Source organism: Limnobacter sp. (genome assembly GCF_036846585.1).
Classification (GTDB): Bacteria; Pseudomonadota; Gammaproteobacteria; order Burkholderiales; family Burkholderiaceae_B; genus Limnobacter.
The window spans coordinates 94684-113370 of record NZ_DAIUBR010000004.1; the positions used below are offsets into that span (position 1 = coordinate 94684).

The 18687-nt window shown below is 54.6% G+C and carries 18 protein-coding genes; 11 read left to right on the forward strand and 7 right to left on the reverse strand.

All coding sequences use genetic code 11. From position 1 onward, the window contains the following. The first annotated feature begins 85 nt into the window (after positions 1 to 85). From V7028_RS03330 to cysM, 7 genes are all read left to right on the forward strand, one after another. Positions 86 to 511, forward strand: coding sequence for a DUF971 domain-containing protein (locus tag V7028_RS03330; RefSeq protein ID WP_305564791.1), 426 nt, complete (start codon positions 86 to 88; stop codon positions 509 to 511). A gap of 4 nt (positions 512 to 515) precedes the next feature. Continuing rightward, on the forward strand, positions 516 to 1256 hold the full coding sequence (gene ubiE / locus V7028_RS03335) for a bifunctional demethylmenaquinone methyltransferase/2-methoxy-6-polyprenyl-1,4-benzoquinol methylase UbiE (RefSeq protein WP_334118687.1): 741 nt from the start codon (positions 516 to 518) through the stop codon (positions 1254 to 1256). Further along, positions 1253 to 2284: a Tim44 domain-containing protein gene (locus V7028_RS03340; RefSeq protein ID WP_334118688.1), complete on the forward strand. Its 1032-nt coding sequence runs from the start codon at positions 1253 to 1255 to the stop codon at positions 2282 to 2284. Before ubiE ends, V7028_RS03340 begins: the two co-directional genes overlap by 4 nt. A gap of 77 nt (positions 2285 to 2361) precedes the next feature. Continuing rightward, positions 2362 to 3069 carry a ubiquinone biosynthesis accessory factor UbiJ gene (locus V7028_RS03345; RefSeq protein ID WP_334118689.1) on the forward strand — a complete coding sequence of 236 codons (708 nt, stop codon included), beginning with the start codon at positions 2362 to 2364 and terminating at the stop codon, positions 3067 to 3069. Beyond that, positions 3066 to 4661: a ubiquinone biosynthesis regulatory protein kinase UbiB gene (ubiB, locus tag V7028_RS03350; protein WP_334118690.1), complete on the forward strand. Its 1596-nt coding sequence runs from the start codon at positions 3066 to 3068 to the stop codon at positions 4659 to 4661. The genes V7028_RS03345 and ubiB overlap by 4 nt, the downstream gene beginning before the upstream one ends. Positions 4662 to 4722: 61 nt before the next feature. Beyond that, entirely contained in the window at positions 4723 to 6168 is a 1446-nt protein-coding gene (locus V7028_RS03355) for a sodium:solute symporter family protein (protein WP_334118691.1), read from the forward strand. A 62-nt stretch (positions 6169 to 6230) separates the two neighbouring features. Next, positions 6231 to 7133 (forward strand): cysteine synthase CysM, encoded by a 903-nt coding sequence (cysM, locus tag V7028_RS03360; RefSeq protein WP_334118692.1) that lies wholly within the window; start codon positions 6231 to 6233, stop codon positions 7131 to 7133. On the opposite strand, the gene mltB is transcribed toward cysM, so the two are convergent. Then, positions 7130 to 8185, reverse strand: a complete 1056-nt coding sequence (gene mltB, locus V7028_RS03365; RefSeq protein ID WP_334118693.1) for a lytic murein transglycosylase B — start codon at positions 8183 to 8185, stop codon at positions 7130 to 7132. The two genes, cysM and mltB, sit on opposite strands and share 4 nt — an antisense overlap. Positions 8186 to 8300: 115 nt before the next feature. Between mltB and V7028_RS03370 the strand changes: the two genes are divergently transcribed. After that, complete coding sequence (locus tag V7028_RS03370) at positions 8301 to 9224, forward strand: histone deacetylase family protein (RefSeq protein ID WP_334118694.1); 924 nt, start codon at positions 8301 to 8303, stop codon at positions 9222 to 9224. Positions 9225 to 9397: 173 nt separating this feature from the next. Here the strand turns inward: V7028_RS03370 and V7028_RS03375 are convergent, their stop codons facing one another. Together V7028_RS03375 and V7028_RS03380 are read right to left on the reverse strand one after the other, a co-directional pair. Next, the gene (locus V7028_RS03375; RefSeq protein ID WP_334118695.1) at positions 9398 to 9745 is read right to left on the reverse strand and encodes a hypothetical protein; all 348 of its coding nucleotides are present in this window, start codon (positions 9743 to 9745) and stop codon (positions 9398 to 9400) included. Further along, entirely contained in the window at positions 9742 to 10230 is a 489-nt protein-coding gene (locus V7028_RS03380) for a hypothetical protein (RefSeq protein ID WP_334118696.1), read from the reverse strand. Before V7028_RS03380 ends, V7028_RS03375 begins: the two co-directional genes overlap by 4 nt. Positions 10231 to 10434: 204 nt before the next feature. On the opposite strand from V7028_RS03380, the gene V7028_RS03385 reads away from it, so the two are divergent. From V7028_RS03385 to V7028_RS03395, 3 genes are read left to right on the forward strand one after another with little or no spacing between them, the layout of a single operon-like run. Further along, positions 10435 to 11184, forward strand: coding sequence for an electron transfer flavoprotein subunit beta/FixA family protein (locus tag V7028_RS03385; RefSeq protein WP_334118697.1), 750 nt, complete (start codon positions 10435 to 10437; stop codon positions 11182 to 11184). A gap of 10 nt (positions 11185 to 11194) precedes the next feature. Beyond that, entirely contained in the window at positions 11195 to 12124 is a 930-nt protein-coding gene (locus V7028_RS03390) for an electron transfer flavoprotein subunit alpha/FixB family protein (RefSeq protein ID WP_334118698.1), read from the forward strand. 37 nt (positions 12125 to 12161) lie between these two features. Continuing rightward, on the forward strand, positions 12162 to 13967 hold the full coding sequence (locus V7028_RS03395; protein WP_334118699.1) for an acyl-CoA dehydrogenase: 1806 nt from the start codon (positions 12162 to 12164) through the stop codon (positions 13965 to 13967). A 9-nt stretch (positions 13968 to 13976) separates the two neighbouring features. Here V7028_RS03395 and fba read toward each other — a convergent pair whose 3' ends face one another. The 4 genes from fba to V7028_RS03415 are packed head-to-tail and all read right to left on the reverse strand — an operon-like array spanning position 13977 to position 18685. Beyond that, complete coding sequence (gene fba, locus V7028_RS03400) at positions 13977 to 15023, reverse strand: class II fructose-bisphosphate aldolase (protein WP_334118700.1); 1047 nt, start codon at positions 15021 to 15023, stop codon at positions 13977 to 13979. Positions 15024 to 15043: 20 nt separating this feature from the next. Beyond that, positions 15044 to 15742 (reverse strand): phosphoglycolate phosphatase, encoded by a 699-nt coding sequence (gene gph / locus V7028_RS03405; RefSeq protein ID WP_334118701.1) that lies wholly within the window; start codon positions 15740 to 15742, stop codon positions 15044 to 15046. Beyond that, a complete protein-coding gene (gene tkt, locus V7028_RS03410) occupies positions 15729 to 17777 on the reverse strand; it encodes a transketolase (protein ID WP_334118702.1) in 2049 nt (682 codons plus the stop codon). The genes gph and tkt overlap by 14 nt, the downstream gene beginning before the upstream one ends. Before the next feature lie 32 nt (positions 17778 to 17809). Then, positions 17810 to 18685, reverse strand: coding sequence for a phosphoribulokinase (locus V7028_RS03415; protein ID WP_334118703.1), 876 nt, complete (start codon positions 18683 to 18685; stop codon positions 17810 to 17812). Between the last annotated feature and the right edge of the window lie 2 nt (positions 18686 to 18687).

Genomic DNA, 18687 nt, shown 5'->3' on the forward strand with positions numbered 1-18687 from the left:
AATTAATCACTGAGCCTGTTGCAAGCCGTAGCCCGCTGCGATGAGATACACTTGAGGATTATGTATCCCAAAGATTCAACGCAGCATGGAAACCACCAACATTCCTACCCCGACCCGCATTGTGGTTCACCAGAAATCACGTGTTCTCGAGATCGAATTCGACACCGGCGCGTGCTTTAACCTGCCATTCGAGCTGTTGCGTGTGTATTCACCTTCAGCCGAGGTGCGCGGCCACGGCCCCGGTCAGGAAACCCTGCAAGTGGGCAAAAAAGAAGTCAGCATCACCAATCTGGAGCCCGTGGGCATGTATGCGGTCAAGCCCTTTTTCTCGGACGGTCACGATTCAGGCCTGTTCAGCTGGCAGTACCTGCTGTGGATGGGTGAAAACCAGGAAGGCCTGTGGGAAGACTACCTGGAGCGCATGAAGGCCGCCGGCGCCAGCCGCGAACCCAATGCCCCTGAAAATATTCCATTTGAACAAAAGAAGGGCGGCGCCTGCGCAAGCCACTAAAACCATGAACGATAAAATTACCGATTTCGGGTTCGAGAAGGTTCCCGAGGACCAGAAAGCCAAAAAAGTGGCCGAGGTGTTTGACTCGGTGGCCGCCAAATACGACATCATGAACGACCTGATGTCGGGCGGCATGCACCGCCTTTGGAAAGCCAGCACGGTTCGCGCAGCGGGTGTTCGCCCCGGCATGAAGGTGCTGGACATTGCCGGTGGTACGGGCGACCTCAGCAAGGCTTTTCTTGACAAAGCAGGCCCCAGCGGCGAGGTGTGGCTGACCGACATCAATGAAAGCATGTTGCGCGTTGGGCGCAACCGCATGATCGATCATGGGTATTTGCCCAAAATGGCACTGTGCGATGCTGAAAAGCTGCCATTTCCCGACAATTACTTTGATGTTGTCACGGTGGCATTTGGTTTGCGCAATATGACCCACAAAAATGTGGCGTTGGCTGAAATGCGCCGTGTGGTCAAACCCGGCGGCAAGGTGTTGGTGCTCGAATTCTCGAAGGTAAACCCATTGTTGGCACCTGCTTACGACCTGTATTCCTTTCAGGTGTTGCCAAAAATTGGTCAAATCGTGGCGCAAGACAGCGCCAGTTACCAATACCTGGCCGAAAGCATTCGCATGCACCCGGATCAGGAAACCCTCAAGGGCATCATGCTTGAAAGCGGTTTCGACCAGGTGAAGTACACCAACTTCACGGCCGGTGTAGTCGCCTTGCACCAAGGAACCAAATTCGCTTGATCCGGTCTATCCGCTACAAGCAAATTATCAATATTCTGGAGGCTTTTGCTTTGAAAACCCGTGTTTGGTCTGTCCGATTGTCTGTGTTGGCTGTGGTTGCAGCCTTTTTAAGTTTAAGCGTGTTGCCCACTGATGCGGAAGCACGCCGTTTGGGCGGTGGTGGCAGTTTTGGCCGCACGGCGCCTTCCCAGTTCCAGAAAACCAGCCCAACCTCACCTTCAGGTACCACATCCACGGCGCCCAGCAAGCAGCAGGCGACAAACTCCGGAACATCCACCACCGGCGCGGCAGCCCCTCGCAACCGTTTTCTCGGCCCATTGGCCGGTTTGGCGGCAGGTTTGGGTTTGGCGGCCTTGTTTAGTCACCTCGGTTTTGGCGCAGGCATGGCAGAATTTCTGGGCACCATGCTGTTGATCGCAGCCGCCGTGTTTGCGGTTGTATTTCTGGTGCGCATGTTGCGTGGGCAGCAGGCCAGCAAGCAGCGGCCTGCCTACAGTGTGCCCGGCGGCGCCACTGGCAATAGCAACAGCTACCGTCAAGGCCCGGTGAATGATCCCGTGCCGGGCATGGGGCAGCCCGGTGGCAATCAGGGTTTTGGCACGTTCGGTACTGCAGATGCGTTTGATGCACCCATGCCAGCAAGCACACCGCTTAAAGAATTGCCTGCCGGCTTCGATGAAGCCAGTTTTGTGAACAGCGCGAAGAAGTTTTTCGTGACCATGCAAGGTGTGTTCGACAAGGGCGATGTGGGGGGGCTGCGTGAATATTGCAGCGACGAGGTGGTTGATCACCTGAAAGTTGAAATCGAATCTCGCGGCAATGCTGTGAACCGCACCGATGTGGTTACCCTGGATGCCCAGTTGATTGGTTTCGAGACCGATGTGGATGAGCAAATCGCCACGGTGGCCTTCACGGGCATGCTGCGTGAAGAGCAAGATGCCGCAGCGGCAGAAATCAACGAGTTGTGGATCATGTCCCGCCCAGTATCTGGCGGTGGCTGGGTGCTGTCAGGCATTCACAATCTGTAATTTTTGAACCCACCCGCCGGGCTTGGCCTGCCCGGCTGGGTTACACTCAAACAAATTTTGATTGTTGGAAGTGTGCCTTGGCCAGTCCCCCCGAATTGCTTTTCCAGTTTGCCTCCAAATTGTTTTCTGCTGGCCCGTCCAAAAGCCTGGCAGCAGCTGGGGGCTTGTTGTCTGCGCCCTTGGGTTTGATGTCGGGTGCGGTCACTCAAATGGTGTGTCTGGTGTTGAACCACCTGCTGGACCAGCAGCGCAGCAGCAAATTCAAGTTGCAGAAAGAAGCGGGCAAAGTGCTTGGTCTCAGCATTTTGCCCATGCAGTTGAAATTGCGCGTGAACGACCAAGGTTATTTTCAGCCCAGCACGGCCAGCAACGGCGTTGCCGCACCGGCAGACACCCAAATTTCCATGCAATGGGCCGACCTGATCGGTTCGGTCAGCAACCCCAATGCCATGTCCAGAAAGGCCGCCATTGAAGGCGACATGGATTTTGCGCAAACGGTATCCACTGTTATCAATGACCTAAGCTGGGACCCCGAACGTGATTTGGCCCGTGTGGTGGGCGATGCGCAGGCAGTTTGGGTGATGAATACCCTGTCGGCCTTTGGCACGAATGCCCGCGATGTGGCGCAGCGCTTTAAAAACAATCTGCGTGAATACGTGGTGCATGAAAAATCCATGACCCCGACCGCGTCTGAATTTGATGCTTTCCGTGGTGAAGTAAACCAGCTGCGCGACGAACTGGCCCGCCTTGAGAAGCGTTTGGCCAAGCTGGGTGGGCAGCCATGAAGCTTCGCCGTTTGGCACGCATTGTTCTGGTTGCCAGAAAATATGGCCTGTTCCTGACAGCGGCCGATTCCATCAACAACGGTTTAGCCAAGTGGTTCCTTACCCTCATTTCATCGCGCTCTCATGTGCAGGCCTCTCGGGGTGAACGCATGCGAAGGGCGCTTGAAGACCTTGGCCCACTGTTTGTGAAGTTTGGTCAATTGCTGTCAACCCGACGCGACCTGTTGCCTGAAGACGTGGCCGATGAACTTGCCAAGTTGCAAGACCAGGTGCCTGCATTCTCCTCTGAGAAAGCGCGTGAGCTGATTGAGGCCAGCCTTGGCCGACGGATTGACGACATGTTTCTGGATTTTCAGAACATTCCCGTGGCCAGCGCATCGATTGCGCAGGTCCACTTTGCCGTGATTCGGGCCGGTGACCTTGAAGGCAAGAAAGTGGCGGTGAAAGTGCTGCGCCCCGGCATGATCGAGGTGATTGACAAAGACCTCGCCTTGATGAAAACCGCGGCCCAGTGGATTGAAAAAATTTCATCCGATGGCAAGCGATTGAAACCTCGTGAGGTGGTGGCCGAGTTCAATAAGTACCTGCACGATGAGCTGGATTTGATGCGTGAAGCGGCCAATGCATCGCAGTTGCGCCGCAACTTTTCAGCGGAATCAGGCAGCGGACACTTGCTGCGTGTGCCCGAAATGTATTGGGACTATTGCTGCAGCACCGTGATCACCATGGAGCGCATGCACGGTATTCCGATTTCGCAGAAAGAACGGCTGCTTGAACACAATATCGATTTGAAAAAACTGTCCCGCGAGGGCGTTGAAATTTTTTTCACCCAGGTGTTTCGCGACGGTTTTTTCCATGCGGACATGCACCCCGGCAATATTTATGTGGGTGATCAGCCAGAGGATTTCGGCCGCTACATTGCGCTGGACTTTGGCATTGTCGGCACGCTGAGCGATGTGGACAAACAGTATCTGGCGCAAAACTTTCTGGCTTTCTTCCGGCAAGACTACAAACGTGTGGCTGAACTTCACGTGCAATCGGGCTGGGTGCCCAAGGGCACGCGCATTGATGAACTGGAGTCGGCCATTCGGGCCTGTATTGAACCTTTCTTTGGCAAACCCTTGAAGGAAATTTCGCTTGGGCAAGCCCTGATGCGCCTGTTTCAAACATCACGGCGCTTCAATGTGGAAATTCAACCACAACTGGTGTTACTGCAAAAAACCCTGTTGAACGTGGAGGGCTTGGGCCGTCAGCTTGATCCCGATCTTGATCTGTGGAAAACCGCCAAGCCCTACCTTGAGAACTGGATGCACCAGCAGATCGGCTTCAAGGGTTTTCAGTCTTCCCTGCAATGGGAGGCCGCACAATGGTCGCAAATTTTGCCAGCCTTGCCGCGTTTGCTGCACCAAAACCTCACCCAGTCCAATGACCGGGTTGACAACCAGATCGAGCAACTGGTCAAGCAGCAAAAGCGGCTGAACCGTGCTCTGTTCTGGATGGTGCTAATGCTGGCGGTGCTGTTTGGTGTGGTGGCACTTGATTTGCTGTGGCCATATTTAGTGGGTTATGCGGGTCCCCAAGGCTTGTTCTAGCAGCGCGCACGTTTCTTGCCTATAATCCGCATCATTTCCTGTTGACTGGTGGGTTTTCACAATGTTGCTTGCCTCTGTAGTTGCGTACTTGCTGGTGTCCGTCCTGATTGGTCTGTATGTCGCCCGAAACGTCAAAAACACGGCCGATTACGCCGTGGCCGGCCGACACCTTTCCTTGCCCATTGTGACCGCCACGGTGTTTGCCACCTGGTTTGGTTCTGAAACCGTGCTGGGCATTTCTTCCACCTTTGTGGAAGAGGGCTTGAGCGGTATCGTGGCCGACCCTTTCGGCGCTTCCATGTGCCTTATTCTGGCCGGCTTGTTCATCGCTCCCAAAATTTACCGCTTGAACCTGCTGACCCTGGGCGATTACTACCGCGTGCGCTACAACCGGGCCGTGGAAGTATTTTGCAGTGCCTGCATTGTGGTGTCTTACCTGGGTTGGGTTGCCGCACAAATCAGCGCACTGGGTTTGATCTTCAACGTGCTCAGTGATGGTGCGGTTTCACAGGAATGGGGCATGGTGATTGGCGCCAGCGTGGTGCTTATTTACACTCTGTTCGGCGGCATGTTGTCTGTGGCTGTGCTCGACTTCATTCAAATGGTCGTGATTGCGGCTGGTCTGGTTTACATCATGTGGATTGTGGCCGACCTGGCCGGTGGTGTGGGCACGGTGGTTGATCACGCCGAGGCTGCGGGCAAGTTGCAGTTTTTCCCCGAAGAATTCAGCTACGTGATGTGGGTGCCATTTGTTGGCGCATTCCTGACCATGGCGTTTGGCTCCATTCCCCAGCAGGATATTTTCCAGCGAATCAGCTCGGCGAAAAATGAAAAAACGGCGGTGCGAGGTGCAGTGCTGGGTGGTTCCCTTTATTTCTTCTTCGCCTTTATTCCGGTGTTTCTGGCCTATGGCGCCATCATGATCGACCCCGCCACTTTCACCGCCATGGTGTCGGAAGACTCGCAAATGGTGTTGCCCAACCTTGTGCTGAACCACACGCCCCTGTTTGCGCAAATCGTGTTTTTTGGTGCCTTGCTGTCTGCAATCATGAGCACCTCAAGCGCCACTTTGCTGGCGCCCGCGGTTTCCTTCTCGGAAAACATTGTGAAGGTGGCTTTCCCGAAAATGGACGACAAGGCTTTGTTGCTGACCATGCGCGTGTCGGTGTTTGTGTTCACCATCATTGTGGTGGCCTTTGCCATCAACAGTGAATCGTCAATTTTCGAGATGGTCGAAAGTGCCTATGAAATTACGCTGGCTGCGGCGTTTGTGCCGCTGGTGTTTGGCCTGTACTGGAAAAAGGCCACCTCGCAAGGTGCGGTGTTTTCCATCATTGTCGGGGTCAGTAGCTGGTTGATTGCCAAGAACTTCTTTCCAAGCGAAGTGTGGCCCCCCCAGTTGCTGGGCATGGTGCTGGGCTTGTTCACGATGATTATTGCATCCTTGTTGCCGCAGTGGATCGAGCACCGCCCCGCCTTGCGTGATGGCGTTGTGCATGCACACTGAGCACGCACCGGCCAACAGCAGTAAAATAACCGGATTACCTTTTTGAAAAAAGTGATCCGGCTTTGAAATACCTCACCATTGAAGACACCATCGGCAGCACCCCTCTGGTGCAATTGCAACGCTTGCCGGGCAAGGCCAATGCCGACCGTGGCAATGTGATTCTGGGCAAACTGGAAGGCAATAACCCGGCGGGTTCGGTCAAAGACCGCCCTGCAATTTACATGATTCGCCGTGCCGAAGAACGCGGCACCATCAAGCCCGGCGACACCCTGATTGAAGCAACGTCTGGCAACACCGGCATTGCGCTGGCCATGGCGGCTGCCATTCGTGGGTATCGAATGGTGCTTGTCATGCCTGAACACCTCAGCATTGAACGTCGCCAAACCATGCGTGCCTTTGGCGCGGAAATCATTTTGACCCCACAAAAAGGCGGCATGGAATACGCACGCGATTTGGCGGAACAAATGCGCGATCAGGGCAAGGGCGTGATCCTCGACCAGTTTGCCAACGAGGACAATCCGCTGGCCCACTTCGAAACAACTGGCCCCGAAATTTGGCGCGACACAGCCGGCAAAGTGACCCATTTTGTGAGTGCCATGGGCACAACAGGCTCGATTATGGGTGTGTCGCGTTACCTGAAAAGCCAGAACCCGAATGTGCAAATTATTGGTGCAGAACCCAGCGAAGGTTCGCAAATACCCGGTATTCGCAAGTGGCCGAAAGAATACTTGCCAAAAATTTACAAGCCCGCCGGTGTCGACCGCGTGGTGCAGGTTACCCAGCTTGAAGCCGAAGACATGGCACGCAAAATGGCAGCGGAAGAGGGTATTTTTTGCGGTATTTCGGCTGCAGGCGCTGCGCACATTGCCCTGAAAATTGCAGAGGAAGTAGAAAACGCCACCATCGTGTTTATTGTGTGCGACCGTGGTGATCGGTATTTGTCGACGGGTGTGTTTCCCGCTTAGTTCAACATATCTCTTCTTAGCTTCAACGCTTCGCTCAATTCAAGCACGGCGTTGGCATAGAAAGAACTTCGGTTGTAGCGGGTCACGACGTAAAAGTTTTGCCCGCCTGCCACAAACGCAGGTTCAGCTTCGCCACGCACCAGTTCAATCAAGGCCAGTTTTTCATCGGGCAGGGCGTTGCCATTAAGCTTCACGCCTTTTTCCTGCATCACGGCGGGGGCGAAGGTGGGCACAATGTCGGGGGCCAGCAGTTCGGTCAGGTTGTCGGCATGCTGAATGTTGACCAGCACGCGGGTGGCTTTGCCGGTTTCCCAGCCATGCACTTTCAGGAAGTTGGCCACGCTGAAAATGGCGTCTGTCCGGCTGTTGAACAAGTCCACAATGCCGTCTGCATCGCCATCTACTGCATACGCTGTCCAGGAACTGGGCATGAATTGCCCCAGCCCAATGGCGCCGGCATACGATCCTTTCACTTCCAGCGCATCCAGGTGGGTTTTGTTGCACAGGGCAATGAAGGCCTCCAGTTCACTGAGGAAAAATTCTGAACGGTCTTTCTGACCCTCGGGGTAGGCAAAGGCCAGTGTGGCGAGTGAATCAAGTACCCGGTAGTTGCCAATGTGTTGCCCGTAGATGGTTTCCACGCCGATGATGGCCACAATTACTTCTTGTGGAACACCATATTTGGCCTCGGCTTCTTTTAGAATTCCGGCATTTTCATTCCAGAATTCCACACCTTTACGAATTCGATAGGGTTCTACAAAGCGGCTGCGGTAGGTGTCCCAGTTGCGTACCCCCTTGGTTTTTGGCGGCCTCACCGCTTGTACCACCTGGGGCAACAGTGCTGCTTTTTGCAGCAGGGCAAGGGTGTCCGCCACTGAAATGCCTTCTTTTTCCTGCAGGCGCTTGGCCATGGCCATGGCTTGCGCGTTGTCGGCAAAATTCACCCGGTTGGTGTCTTCTGCCTGCGCGGCTTGAGTGCACAGCGCTGTGCTGATTAGAATGGAGGCAATGTATTTGAATATTCGATGAGTAGTCAAAAAAGGAGTCAGCATGTCCGGTCTAGGCGTGATAAGCGGTAAACAAGGTCGACCCGGTGCGTGTTCGCAGTCAATGACAGGTCCTTTATTCACTATAACCCAGCATCTACATGCTGTTTGGGCCTAAACCATGACCACTGCCTTTATTTCCCATTCTGATTGCGCCCTGCACAACCCGGGCCTGGGCCATCCTGAAAGCATGGCCCGCCTGCGGGCCATTCGTGATCGGCTTGAATCGTCTGAACTGTGGCCACATCTGGTGCATTGTGAGGCCCCAGAGGTGCCTTGGTCTGCGGTCACTGCCGTGCATGCTCCTGCCTACGTTGAAAGCATTAAGGCGCGTTTTCCCTTGAAGCGAAACATCGACATTGATGGGGACACCACGTTGTCGGAATTCTCGCTCGGCGCGGCCCGCCGCGCTGCCGGTGCCTGCGTGCATGCGGTTGATCTGGTCATGGCGCATGCCGTGAACAATGCCTTTTGTGCCGTGCGCCCGCCCGGCCACCATGCCTGCGTGGACCGTGCCATGGGCTTTTGCGTGTTCAACAACGTGGCCATTGCTGCGCAACACGCCATTGATGCCTACCGGCTGGAGAGGGTGCTGATTGTGGACTTTGATGTGCACCACGGCAACGGCACCGAACATGTGTTTGCCAACAATCCCAAGATACTTATGTGTGGCACTTTTCAATCGCCGCTGTACCCGTTCAGCGGTGGGTTGGATGTTGCAAGGAACATGATCAATTGCCCGATTCAACCCGGGGGGGGGCGGGAGGAAATCAAGCATGCCATTCAAACCCACTGGGTGGATGCCATTGACCAGTTCAAGCCCCAGTTGGTGCTGGTGTCAGCGGGCTTTGATGCGCATGAAAGTGATCCGCTTGCGGACATGACCCTTACCACTGAAGACTATGGCTGGATCACCAAATTTCTGGTTCGCGTGGCCGATGAATACTGCGATGGCAAATTGGTCAGTACGCTGGAAGGTGGTTACGAGCTGGAAGCCTTGGCTGATTCCGTGTATGCCCATGTGGAGGCGCTGGCCGCAACATGATTTGTTCAACGCCAGCACCTTATTCGGAAGAACGGCTTGCCGAAATGCTGGCACGCAATGCCGAGTGGGCAGGGCAAATGACTGCGCAAGACCCTGACTATTTCAAACGCCTTTCTGTTGGCCAAAGCCCGGCGTTCACGGTCATTAGTTGTTGCGACAGCCGGGGCGGTTCATTAGGCGGGGGTTGTAACTTCAAGCATATGAATAATCGCTGCAAAGTAGGCCGAAAAAGCCAGAATCGTAATCAGATTGATACCTATTTTCTTAGAAAGTTTGATGCTGAAGAATTCTTTTGCGATCAAGCAAATCACGACTACGCCGCCAATCCAAGGAGTGAACTTGCTATTTAATCCAATTAACGGAATGTATGCAAATAGCCAGGACACACCATCAGCCTGAATTGTGAGGTTTTGAAATAGACCGTCTGATACAGGTACGCCAAATCCAGTGGACTGGATGGTTATCGCGATTGCAATTGTAAGGAGGAGCAAATTAATTGCTCTGGTTAAAAGCGCCTTCATTTGATTGTGCATTCTAGAGAGGCTGAACCATTGTGATGGACAAGTTTACCTCGCACTTTGACGTCAGAAAGTTGCAGACCTTTTGACTGGACGTCGAAACGGGCCCACAGAGTTTCTACGTTTCCACTTGTATCCAGCAGGCTTAGTCGGACATCGGCTTTGCCGGCACCGAACATGGCTCCTATGACTTCAATTTCTATGGTTTTGCCAAGCATCCGCTCGGCGCCACAGATCCAAGGGTGCTGTTTGCTATCAACAAATGTCCACTCTGTCGACATCATTGAGAAAATTGCACTGGCAGAGCTGCTTTTTAAGCTCATGGTGTCTTGAATTTTGAATATCTGAAGTGGACCGTTTTCCCCAGGGCGGATAGAAATGAAACCTATTGTTGCGATGTTTAGGCCTGTACCAAAAAGCGGTAGAGCGAGACCAACAGAATTACCTTTAATTTTTATAAACATGATGATCAAGTGTGACAATGACAAGCAAGTGTCTTGTTAAAGAGATCAACTGTCAAAAGTCATCGCTCAATGTAGGTATCAGCTTTATTTCTTGTCACACACATGACTCGACAGATCGACGCCTAGAGGGTAAACTCTATGAAAAATCGAACGATCGTGCGTTTTTTCTCAAAACGCTTCGTATAATCCAATCATCTATTCTCCAATTTCAACAAAGGGATGGCTTGCATGAAGATCCTGGTACCCGTTAAACGCGTAGTCGATTACAACGTTAAAGTTCGCTGCAAAAGCGATGGCTCTGGTGTAGATATCGCCAACGTGAAAATGTCCATGAACCCCTTCGATGAAATCGCTGTTGAAGAAGCCACGCGCCTGAAAGAAGCCGGCGTGGCCACCGAAGTGATTGCAGTTAGTTGTGGCGTTGCCCAGTGCGTGGAAACCTTGCGCACGGCTGCCGCCATTGGCGCAGATCGCGGTATTCTGGTTGAAACCGATGTGGAATTGCAGCCACTGGCTGTTGCCAAAATCCTGAAAGCCATCATTGAAAAAGAAGGCATCGATTTGGTGATCATGGGCAAGCAAGCCATTGACGACGATTGCAACCAGACTGGCCAAATGCTGGCTGCTTTGGCCGACATGCCACAAGGCACGTTTGCATCCAAAGTGGTGGTTGAAGGTGGCAAGGTAAACGTAACCCGCGAAGTGGATGGTGGCCTGGAAACAGTCAGCCTGAGTTTGCCAGCGGTGGTAACAAGTGACTTGCGCCTGAACGAGCCACGTTACGTGACACTGCCCAACATCATGAAAGCCAAGAAAAAGCAGATCGACACGATCAAGCCTGCTGACCTGGGTGTGGATGTTGATCCGCGCATCAAAACACTGAAAGTGAGCGACCCTCCCACACGTTCCGCTGGTATCACCGTGCCCGATGTGGCCACGCTGATTGACAAGCTGAAGAACGAAGCGAAAGTGATCTAAGGAGCAAAAAATGTCAGTACTCGTTATTGCCGAACACGACAATCAAAGCATCAAGCCCGCCACGTTGAACACCATCGCTGCGGCCCAGAAAATTGGTGGCGACATCCACGTGCTGGTTTCCGGCAAGGGTTGTGGCGCCGCTGCTGAGCAGGCTGCCAAGGCAGTTGGCGTGGCCAAGGTATTGGTTGCAGATTCCGATTCACTGGGTGACCAGTTGGCCGAAAACTTTGCAGCACAAATTCTGGCCATTGCCGGCAACTACGGCCACATTCTGGCACCTGCCACCAGCGTGGGCAAAAACGTGTTGCCACGTGTTGCTGCCAAGCTGGATGTTGCGCAAATTTCCGACATCATCAGCGTTGAAAGCGCTGACACATTCACGCGCCCAATTTACGCGGGCAACGTGATCGCCACCGTGCAGTCCTCTGACTCAACCAAGGTCATCACCGTGCGTACAACTGCATTTGACCCCGTTGCTGCAGAAGGCGGTTCCGCTGCCATTGAAAACCTGAGCGCTGTTGCCGATTCCGGCAAGTCCACGTTTGTAAGCCGTGAAGTGGCCAAGAGCGATCGCCCTGAATTGACTGCCGCCAGCACCATTATTTCCGGTGGTCGTGGCATGGGTTCTGCTGAAAACTTCAGCGTGCTGAACCCCTTGGCAGACAAGCTGAACGCAGCCATTGGCGCATCACGCGCTGCGGTAGACGCAGGCTACGCACCCAACGACTGGCAGGTTGGTCAAACCGGCAAAATCGTGGCGCCCCAGTTGTACATGGCCTTCGGTATTTCCGGTGCCATTCAGCACCTGGCGGGCATGAAAGACAGCAAGGTGATTGTGGCCGTGAACAAAGACCCCGAAGCACCGATTTTCGGCGTGGCCGATTACGGCTTGGTGGGCGACTTGTTCGACGTGGTGCCCCAATTGACTGAAAAACTGTAAGCCAACAAAAAACGCAAAGCTGTATCAGGAGACGACAATGAGTTACAACGCCCCAGTTAAAGACATGATGTTTGTCTTGAAAGAATTGGCCGGTTTGGATCAGGTATCGCAGTTGCCCGGATGTGAAGACGCAACCGAGGAAACCGTGGATGCAGTGCTGACCGAAAATGCGAAGTTCACCAGCGAAGTGGTCGCCCCGCTGAACTGGTCGGGCGACGTAGAGGCCGCCAACTGGAAAGACGGCGTTGTAACCACTGCAAAAGGCTTCAAAGAGGCCTTCAAGGCCTTTGGCGAGCAAGGCTGGCAAGGTTTACAGCACCCCACCGAATTCGGTGGACAGGGGCTGCCCAAGCTGGTGGCAACACCTTGCATGGAAATGGTCAACGGCTCCAACCTCAGCTTTGCGCTGTGCCCCTTGCTAACCGATGGCGCTATTGAAGCGCTGTTGGTGGCAGGCAGCCAGCAACAGAAAGAAATGTTCCTTCCCAAAATGATTTCCGGCGAATGGACCGGCACCATGAACTTGACCGAGCCACAGGCCGGTTCTGATCTGGCCATGGTTCGTTCAAAGGCCGTGCCGCAAGGCGATGGCACTTACCGCATTTCTGGCCAGAAAATTTACATCACCTACGGTGAACACGACATGGCCGGGAACATCGTGCACCTGGTGTTGGCCCGCACACCCGATGCGCCTGAAGGCGTGAAGGGCATCAGCCTGTTTGTGGTGCCCAAATTCATGGTCAACGACGATGGTTCCTTGGGCAAGCGCAACGATGTGTACTGCGCATCGATTGAACACAAGCTGGGCATCAAGGCTTCTCCAACTGCTGTTCTGCTGTATGGCGACAACAAAGGCGACGTGGGTCAGGGTGCCATTGGCTACTTGGTGGGCGAAGAAAACAAAGGCCTGCAATACATGTTCGTGATGATGAACGCTGCCCGCTTCCAGGTGGGTGTGCAGGGTATTGGTGTTGCCGAGCGTGCTTACCAGCAGGCTGTGCGTTACGCCAACGACCGTGTTCAGTCCCGCCCTGTGGATGGTTCTTCCAGTGAGGCGGTGGCCATTATCAACCACCCCGATGTCAAGCGCATGTTAATGAGCATGCGTTCACAAGTTGAGGCTGCGCGCGCCATGGCCTGTGTGGCTGGTGCGGCATATGATGCTGCGCATTACCATCCTGATGAAGCCACACGCAAACAGAACATGGCCGTGTATGAATTCATGGTGCCGCTGGTCAAGGGCTGGTCAACAGAAATGAGTATTGAAGTGGCATCTACTGGCGTGCAAGTGCACGGTGGCATGGGCTTCATTGAAGAAACCGGCGCGGCGCAGTACTACCGCGATGCAAAAATTCTGACGATTTATGAAGGCACTACCGCCATTCAGGCCAACGACCTGGTGGGCCGCAAAACGTCACGCGACGGCGCTGCGATGGTGAAAACCCTTTGCGCGGACATTGCGCGCACCGTGGTTCAGTTGAATGAATCGGGTTCTGCACATGCAAAGGCAGTGGCAGCACGCCTGGACGCAGCACGTGCTTCATTCCTGGACGCGGCCCAGTTTGTTGTTGACAACATGAAAGGCAACCCCAACGCCGTGTTTGCCGGTTCAGTGCCTTACCTGAAACTGGCGGGTACCACAGTGGCTGGCTGGCAAATGGCGCGTGCGCTGTTGGCTGCAGAAGCCAAAATCAAGGCTGGCGAAACAGACAGTTTCTACAGCGACAAGATTTTGACTTCACGCTTTTTTGCAGACCACGTGCTGAACGCCGTGCCCGGTCTGCGCGACAGTATTGTGAATGGCTACCAGGCTGTCACGGAAATGGCGGTTGCCAATTTCTGATCAACTGGTTCAGGCACTCACGGCGTAGTTTCGCGCCATGGCCTCCAGAGGGACTGCCCGAATTTGCTGGGCACGCCCCTCGCAGCCGAAAGCCTTGAATCGTTCTTCACACAGCAATTGTGCCGCCTTGCGGGCGGCGATCAAGGCCTTGCGCGGGTCGAATTCAGACCGTGCCGTGGCCATTTCACGGCGCATGGCACCGGTCATGGCCAGGCGAATGTCGGTATCAATGTTTACCTTGCGCACACCATGTGCAATGCCCCGTTGAATTTCCTCCACTGGCACGCCATACGTTTCCTTGATCTCGCCACCAAACTCGCGAATGATGTCCAGCCAGTCTTGCGGCACACTGGATGAACCGTGCATCACCAGGTGGGTGTTCGGAATCACGGCGTGAATGGCTTCAATGCGCGCAATGTCCAGAATGTCGCCACTTGGTTTGCGTGTGAACTTGTACGCGCCGTGGCTGGTGCCAATCGCAATGGCCAGTTCATCGACCCCTGTCAGTTCAACAAATTCTTTGGCCTGTGTCGGGTCGGTCAGCAATTGTGAATGGTCCAGCGCACCTTCAGCACCGATGCCGTCTTCTTCCCCGGCTTGCCCGGTTTCAAGCGACCCAAGGCAACCCAGTTCGCCTTCCACCGACACGCCAATGGCGTGGGCCAGATCACAGACCTGCCGGGTTACTTGCACGTTGTAGTCGTAGCTTGCGGGTGTTTTTCCATCGCTCATCAGCGAACCATCCATCATCACGCTGGTGAATCCGGAGCGAATTGCTTGCTGGCAAATGGCTGGGCTGGTGGCGTGGTCCTGATGCAGAACAACCGGAATGTCCGGGTGGCTTTCAACAGCGGCCAACACAAGGTGGCGCAGGTACGCTTCGCCGGCATATTTTCTTGCACCGGCTGAAGCCTGCAGTATCACCGGGCTGCAGGTGGCTTGCGCGGCCTGCATGATGGCCTGCACCTGCTCCAGGTTGTTCACGTTGAACGCCGGTATTCCATAGCCATATTCGGCTGCATGGTCCAGCAATTGTCGAAGGGAAACCAGTGCCATGTTCAAACTCCTGAATTTGTTTAATGATTGATCAATGCGGTGCGGTTCAGCACGTGTCCGCGCAGTTCGTCAAAGTGATTGATCAACAAGTCGGGCTTTGACGTTGAAACCGGCTTGCCGCCGTTGTAACCAAAGCTGACCGCAATGGCGTAGACCTGCGCAGCGCGGGCGGTTTGCACATCAATGCTGGAGTCGCCAATGTGCGCCGTGTCACAGGCCCGCACATCAAAATGCGTCATGCAATGGTTCAAGGGCAATGCGTCCGGTTTTTTCTTGCTCAAGCTGTCTCCTCCGACCACGCCGTCGAAGTAATCAAGCAGTCCTGTGTTTTTCAACACCTTGATTGCAAAAAAGTGTTCTTTGTTGGTCACCACCACCATGGGAATGTTTTGGCGCTTGAACGCCTCCAGTGCATCCAGCACGCCGGGGTAGGGCTGCCCGCGTGTGCCGCTGACTTCGCCGTAAATGGTGTTGAACACGGGCATGATGTCTTGCAGCAGAAAATCCAGTGTGGATTCCGACGTGGGTGCCACCACACTTTCCAGTGCTTTGCGCATTAGCTCGTAGGTGCCGTGGCCTATCAGGTGCTCAATCTGCGCATCAGGCAGTTCGCCGTAACCACAGGCCACCAGTGCTTCGTTGCAGGCCTGCACGATCTCGGGTGCGGTGTGAACCAGCGTGCCGTCCAGGTCGAAGCTCAGCAATTTATAGCGTGACATCGTCGACCTCCGTGTTTGCGGGCTCGTTGTGTTCCAGGCGCTGAAGCACTCGGTTCACCACATGTTGGGTAGTCAGCCCGAAATGCTGAAACAGCTCGACAGCGGGCCCTGATTCGCCGAAGGTGTCAATGCCCATTACATCGCCCTTGAAGCCAACGTATTTCCACCATCCCTGTGTGCAGCCCGCTTCAATGGCAATGCGCAACACGGAATCGCCACGTTCCATCATCAATACCTTTGCACGGTATTCCTGGCTTTGCCGGTCAAACAGATTGGTGCAGGGCATTGAAACAATTCGCACGCCGATGTTTTGTGATTCCAGTTGGTTCGCGGCAATTCTTGCCACATGTACTTCACTGCCGGTGGCTATCAGCAGCACGCGCACTTTGAATTTTTCACTTTGGTACAGGCTGTAGCCACCTTTGAATGCCCCAAGTTGCTGTGCGGCTTCGGTCACCATGGCTGGCAGGTTTTGGCGCGACAGCAGCAACGCGCTGGGTCGTTTGCGCTGACGCAATGCGCATACCCAGGCCACGCTGGTTTCCAGCGCGTCGCAGGGGCGCCAGGTGTCAAGGTCGGGTATGGCACGCAGGGACCAGGCGTGCTCAATGGGTTGGTGGGTGGGGCCATCTTCACCAAGGCCGATGCTGTCGTGGGTCAGCACGTGCACCACGGGCAAGCGCATCAGGGCAGACATGCGAATCGCGTTGCGTGAGTAATCGCTGAACACGGCGAAGGTGCCGCCATAAGGCCGCATGCCGCCATGCAGTGCCAAGCCATTCATGATGGCGGCCATGGCAAATTCACGTACGCCGTAGTTGACGTGGCGCCCACCTTTTTCACCGGCGCGAACTGCACCGCAGTCGGTGAAATTTGTAAGGTTGCTTCCGGTCAGGTCGGCAGAACCACCCAGCAATTCAGGCAGGTCCGGCGCAAGTGCGTTCAGGCAGTTCTGGGATGCTTTTCGTGTGGCCATGGTTTGTGCCTGCTGGCAGGTTTGCGCCATGTGGTTTGCCGCTTTTGCTTCAAAGTCATCGGGCAGTTCACCCGTTTGTCGACGATTGAATTCGTTGTACAAATCGGGATGGGCTTTTGCATAGTTGTGCATCATGCGTGCCCAGCTTGCCTGGGCTTTTTCGCCTTTGGCCGTGTTGTCCCAGGCTTGTCGAATTTTCTCGGGGATGACAAACGGTGCGCTGGCCCAGTTCAACTGTTCGCGCACAAGTTTCAGTTCGTTCTCGCCCAGCGGTTCGCCGTGGGCACGGGCGGTGTTGACGCGGTTGGGTGAGCCTGCACCGATGTGCGTGTTGCACACCAGAAAGCTTGGCGTCGGGGTTGATTTGGCACTGGCAATTGCGCGCGACACGGCATCCACATCGTGCCCATCAATGCCTTCAATCACATGCCAGCCATAGGCCCGGAAACGCTCGGCCGTGTCGTCTCCAAACCAAGGGGTAATCTGTCCGTCAATTGAAATTCCATTGCTGTCGTACAACACAATCAGTTTGCCCAGTTCAAGCGCGCCAGCGAGCGAACACGCTTCGTGGCTGATGCCTTCCATCAGGCAGCCGTCACCGACAAAACAGTAGGTGTAATGGTCCACCACGGGGAAATCATCCTGATTGAAATGGTCGGCCATCAGCTTCTCTGCCAGCGCCATGCCCACTGCATTGGCCAGGCCTTGCCCCAGTGGTCCGGTGGTGGTTTCAACACCGGGGGTGATGTGGGCTTCAGGATGACCGGGCGTTTTGCTGTGCAGTTGCCTGAAGCGTTTGAGTTCGTCCATGGGCAGCTGGTAGCCCGTCAAATGCAAAAGGGCATAAACCAACATGGACGCATGGCCATTGGACAACACAAACCGGTCGCGATTGGGCCAGGCGGGGTCGGCCGGGTTGTGCGCCAGGTGTTCGCCCCACAGTGCAACCGCCATTTCTGCCATGCCCATGGGTGCGCCGGGGTGCCCGGAATTGGCAGTTTGCACGGAATCCGCCGCAAGCATTCGGATGGCATTGGCCATTTCGTTGTGAAGTATCATGGTCGGGTCTCCTGATTCAAAAGAAATGTGGTTCAGCTGTATTGCGCGCGTTTGATCTCCATCAGACGAACTATCAAAGGGGTCAGGATAAGCTGCATGGCCAAGTCCATTTTTTGCCCGGGCACAACGATGGTGTTCGCCCTGGACATGAAGCTTTGATCAATCATTGACAGCAGGTACGGAAAATCAATTCCGCGCGGATTCTTGAAGCGGATCACCACGAGGCTTTCACCGGCGGTGGGAATGTCGCGCGCGATGAAGGGGTTGGATGTGTCCACCACGGCAACCCGCTGGAAGTTGATGTCGGTGTGCGCGAATTGCGGGCACACATAATGTACGTAGTCGTGCATGCGCCGCAAAATGACGTCCTGCACCGCTTCCATTGAATAACCGCGGTCTTTGGTGTCGCGGTGTATTTTCTGGATCCACTCCAGGTTAATGATGGGCACCACGCCAATTTTCAGATCGGCAAATTGGTGCAGGTTGATCTCGCCGTCCTGTATACAGCCGTGCAATCCTTCATAAAACAGCAGGTCGGAATCCTCAATGTGATCGCGCCAGGGGGTGAAGGTGCCGGCTTCCTGTTGGTAGGGCGCTGCTTCGTCGTCGTTGTGCAGGTAGTACCGTGTTTTAAAATGCCCGGTGCGTGCATAGGCGTCAAACTGCTTGCCCAGCTCGGCCCACAAATTGGCCTGTGGACCAAAATGGCTCAGGAAGCCGCCGTTTTCTTCGGCACGCCTCATTTCAGCTTTCATTGCCTTGCGGTCATACCTGTGAAATGCGTCGCCTTCGATGACGGCAGCACGGTAACCTTCACGGCGAAAGATGTTGTCGAAAGTTCGTTTCACTGTGGTGGTGCCTGCGCCGGAGGAACCTGTAACCACAACAACGGGATGGCGTTTGGACATGG

What these genes read in the sequence shown, in the direction of transcription:
- tkt (WP_334118702.1), bottom strand. Translation starts at nt 17,777, where the DNA reads ATGATACTTCACAACGAAATGGCCAATGCCATCCGAATGCTTGCGGCG.
- V7028_RS03415 (WP_334118703.1), bottom strand. Translation starts at nt 18,685, where the DNA reads ATGTCCAAACGCCATCCCGTTGTTGTGGTTACAGGTTCCTCCGGCGCA.
- mltB (WP_334118693.1), bottom strand. Translation starts at nt 8,185, where the DNA reads ATGCTGACTCCTTTTTTGACTACTCATCGAATATTCAAATACATTGCC.
- V7028_RS03385 (WP_334118697.1), top strand. Translation starts at nt 10,435, where the DNA reads ATGAAGATCCTGGTACCCGTTAAACGCGTAGTCGATTACAACGTTAAA.
- V7028_RS03330 (WP_305564791.1), top strand. Translation starts at nt 86, where the DNA reads ATGGAAACCACCAACATTCCTACCCCGACCCGCATTGTGGTTCACCAG.
- gph (WP_334118701.1), bottom strand. Translation starts at nt 15,742, where the DNA reads ATGTCACGCTATAAATTGCTGAGCTTCGACCTGGACGGCACGCTGGTT.
- ubiE (WP_334118687.1), top strand. Translation starts at nt 516, where the DNA reads ATGAACGATAAAATTACCGATTTCGGGTTCGAGAAGGTTCCCGAGGAC.
- V7028_RS03395 (WP_334118699.1), top strand. Translation starts at nt 12,162, where the DNA reads ATGAGTTACAACGCCCCAGTTAAAGACATGATGTTTGTCTTGAAAGAA.
- fba (WP_334118700.1), bottom strand. Translation starts at nt 15,023, where the DNA reads ATGGCACTGGTTTCCCTTCGACAATTGCTGGACCATGCAGCCGAATAT.
- ubiB (WP_334118690.1), top strand. Translation starts at nt 3,066, where the DNA reads ATGAAGCTTCGCCGTTTGGCACGCATTGTTCTGGTTGCCAGAAAATAT.
- V7028_RS03390 (WP_334118698.1), top strand. Translation starts at nt 11,195, where the DNA reads ATGTCAGTACTCGTTATTGCCGAACACGACAATCAAAGCATCAAGCCC.
- V7028_RS03375 (WP_334118695.1), bottom strand. Translation starts at nt 9,745, where the DNA reads ATGAAGGCGCTTTTAACCAGAGCAATTAATTTGCTCCTCCTTACAATT.
- V7028_RS03370 (WP_334118694.1), top strand. Translation starts at nt 8,301, where the DNA reads ATGACCACTGCCTTTATTTCCCATTCTGATTGCGCCCTGCACAACCCG.
- V7028_RS03355 (WP_334118691.1), top strand. Translation starts at nt 4,723, where the DNA reads ATGTTGCTTGCCTCTGTAGTTGCGTACTTGCTGGTGTCCGTCCTGATT.